This is a genomic window from Actinomycetes bacterium, from assembly GCA_036000965.1.
Taxonomy (GTDB): Bacteria; Actinomycetota; CALGFH01; order CALGFH01; family CALGFH01; genus DASYUT01.
In genome coordinates this window covers 1-3446 of record DASYUT010000235.1, presented here as the reverse complement: position 1 = coordinate 3446, position 3446 = coordinate 1, and the positions used below count along the sequence as shown (strand labels likewise).

The following is a 3446-nucleotide window of genomic DNA, read 5'->3' as shown; positions in this document are numbered from 1 at the left end:
CAAGCTGGCGCCCAAGCCGGCGAACCTCACCTTCGAACAGGCGGCGGTGGTCGCCATCTCCGGCTTGCCCGCCCTGCAAGGCCTGCGCGACCACGGGCGGGTCGAGCCCGGCCAGAAGGTGTTGATCATCGGTGCGTCGGGAGGCGTGGGGACCTACGCCGTGCAGCTGGCCAAGGCGTTCGGGGCAGAGGTCACCGGCGTGTGCAGCACGACGAAGGTGGACATGGTCCGTTCCCTGGGTGCCGACCACGTCATCGACTACACGCGTGACGACTTCGCCGAGGGGGAGCAGCGCTACGACGTGATCCTCGACATCGGCGGGAACCCGTCGTTGTCACGCCTGCGGCGGGCCCTCGCCCCGAAGGGGACGCTCGTCATCGTCGGAGGCGAGACGGACGGTCGGTGGCTCGGCGGAACCGATCGCCAGATCCGGGCGCTCATGCTGTCCCCGTTCCTGGGCCAGAAGCTGGGGACCTTCATCTCCAAGGAGAACCACGAGGACATGCTCGTCCTCAAGGAGCTCATCGAAGCCGGGAAGATCACGCCGGTCATCGACCGGACCTACCCGCTGAGCGAGGCCCCCCAGGCCATCCGGTACCTGGAGCAGGGGCACGCCCGAGGAAAGGTCGTCATCACCGTCTGACGCGCGGACCACCGCTCACGTCACCACATCCCGGCCGAAAACCGCCCGCCGGTGACGTCGACCAAGTGACGTACACCCGCAATGCCTGGCCCGATGAGTCCGGGGAGCCACGACATTCCCAGGGACAGCCGTCGACCTCGAACAACCCCGGAGACGTACATGGCCATGGGGTGGGACCTGGTGGCCGACGTCGTCCGGGCACACCGGCATGGCGTTCACGCCTGCTGACGGGTGACGGTGGCGCTGGCGGCAGCGTGAGGGATCGTGCATGGCCACCTCGCCTGGTTCGTCCCGGAAGGCCGCTGACGAGCTGCTCACGCCGCCTTTGGGCAACAGCCTGTCCTTGTCTCAAACCGGCTCGGTCAGTGGCGGTGCGGCCGACCGTGGCGGTTGTGCGTCGTGGTCTGCGGAACGCGCAGCCGACGACTGGTGGGCGTCGAGGAACGGCTCGACGCTGCCGTGCTGCAGCGGCTTGGCGAAGTAGTAGCCCTGCCCGTGGTCGCAGCCCAGTGCCCGGAGCTGTTCGAGCTGCTCGGCGGTCTCGATGCCCTCGCCGGTGACCGGCAGGCCGAGGGTCTTGGCGAAGGCGACGACCGCGTGGACGATGGCGGTGTCCTGGGCGTCGCTGCCCAGCCCGTCGATGAACGAGCGGTCGATCTTCAGGCAGTCCACCGGGTAGTGCTTGAGCGCGCCGAGCGTCGAGAAGCCGGTGCCGAAGTCGTCGACGGCGAAGCGGACGCCAAGCGCCCGGAGCGCCCGCAGGGTCGTCGCGACTGTCTCGAGGTCGTCGATCATGCTGGTCTCGGTGACCTCCAGGGTGAGCCGACGCGGGTCCAGCCCAGAAGAGGCCAGCGCCTGGGCGACCCGCTCGGGCAGGTGGCGCTCGCGCAGCTGCCGGGCCGACAGGTTCACGCTCAGCCCCAGCGGTGCCTGGTGCTGGTCGCGCGGCTGCCAGGCGGCCAGCTGCCGGCAGGCCTCGTCGAGCACCCACGCCCCCAGCGGCACGATCAGGCCGGTCTGCTCGGCCAGGGGGATGAAGTCGGCCGGTGGCAGCAGCCCGCGGCTGGGGTGGTCCCAGCGCACCAGCGCCTCCAGCTCGCTGACCGCGCCGCTTTCGAGGTCAAGGATCGGCTGGTAGTACAACTCGAACTGGCCGTGTTCCAGGGCAACGTGCAGCTCGGCCTCGAGCTCCAGCCGCTTCCAGGCAACGCTGTCCATGCCAGGGGTGAAGATCTGGTACTGGCCTTTGCCCTGCTTTTTGGCCTCGTACATGGCGACGTCGGCGTTGCGCAGCAGCTCCTCGGCGGTGGTCTGGCCGGGGAGGCTCTCGGCGATGCCGATGCTGGCGTGCACGATCACCTGGTGGCCGGCCACCTCGAACGGGGCGCCCAGCTCGCTGCCGACCCGCTCGGCCACCTGGATGGCGTCCTGCAGGCCGGTCAGGTCGGCCAGGAGCACGGTGAACTCGTCGCCGCCCATGCGGGCCGGGAGGTCGCCGGGGCGCAGGCAGGCGCGCAGGCGCTCGCCGACCGCCAGCAGCAGCTGGTCGCCGGCGTGGTGGCCGAGGCTGTCGTTGACGACCTTGAAGTCGTCCAGGTCCAGCCACAGCAGCACCACCGCCTGGTTGCGCCGGCCGGCGCGGGCGAGCTCTCGTTGAAGGTGCTCTGCCAGCAGCGCCCGGTTGGGCAGCGCGGTCAGCGGGTCGTGCCGCGCCTGGTAGGCCAACAGCACGGCCGCCTGCGACCTGGCCCGCTGGAACCGCCAGACCAGCGCGCCGATGATGCTGGCCGCCACCAGCAGGATGACCTGGGTGCCAAGGTCGGCCCGCCGGGTGGTTAACTCGGCGACGGCCCCGTAGTGCCGCCCGGCGGCCGCCAGCGCCCCGGCCAGCCGGGCAAAGGCCGGATCGACCCGCTGCTCGTCGACCTGCTCGGCCGCGGCAAGCGCCCCCTTGGCCAGCAGCGCGAATTCCTGTTCGACCGCGGCGTCGTAGCGCGCGAACGCGTCGTGGACCGCCCGGGCCTGGTCGCTTGTGGAGTCGCGCACCTGCAGCTGCTCGGCCAGCCGGTGGGCCGCCGCATCGACCTCGCGCTGCTTCTCGCTGAGCTCTGGCGACAGGCGCTGCTGGGCGATCGCCTGCCACTCCAGCGCGCTCTGGTGGCGGGTCGCGGTCTCCAGCTGGCCAAGGAGGACCTGCAGCTCCGCGCGGCCGGCGGCGTAGTCGTGGACCCGGGTGATGCCGTAGCCGGCCGCAACGGCGACCAGCGCGGCGATGAGGAGCGCCAGCCAGGCCCGAACCCTGGATCGGGACCGGCTGCCACTGTACGTGGTCGTCGTTGCAGCTCGCAGGCCCTTCGGCTCGGCAGGACCTACCGGCCTGCCCGAGCCGTCGTGCTGGCTATCCGGTATGTGCCCGAGGAACCGGCTTGGCCGGGCACGCTTGCAGCGACCACGGAGCGTGTTCATGCCCGTACGATCGACACCAGGCACGGCACCTGAAGGAGACGGCGTCAAGGAGACGGCGTCAAGGAGACGGCGTCAAGGAGACGGCGTCAAGGAGACGGCGTCGCCCGAGCAAACCTGTCAGGGCCGTTGAGGTCTCCCCGGGGGGGTCCCGTTGAGATCTCCCCCGGGGATGGTCGTTGAGGCTCTCCCCGGGGATGGTCGTTGAGGCTCTCCCCGGGGACGGTCATGAGGTATCCCCGGAGGCCCCTAAAGGTGGTCCGCCGGACGTCCGAGAAGTCAACTGCAGGACGACCGGTCTGCGCCGCCGTAGGGGGGTCCGCTGCCACCGATGATCCAG

2 protein-coding genes are annotated in these 3446 nt (G+C 70.5%); one reads left to right on the top strand and one right to left on the bottom strand.

The window, feature by feature from the left end; all coding sequences use genetic code 11:
- Positions 1-643 (top strand): NAD(P)-dependent alcohol dehydrogenase (locus VG276_21115; GenBank protein ID HEV8651826.1); only part of this gene is annotated, 643 nt, incomplete at its 5' end.
- 348 nt (positions 644-991) lie between these two features.
- Here the strand turns inward: VG276_21115 and VG276_21110 are convergent.
- A complete protein-coding gene (locus VG276_21110; protein ID HEV8651825.1) occupies positions 992-3109 on the bottom strand; it encodes an EAL domain-containing protein in 2118 nt (705 codons plus the stop codon).
- Positions 3110-3446: the final 337 nt, after the last annotated feature.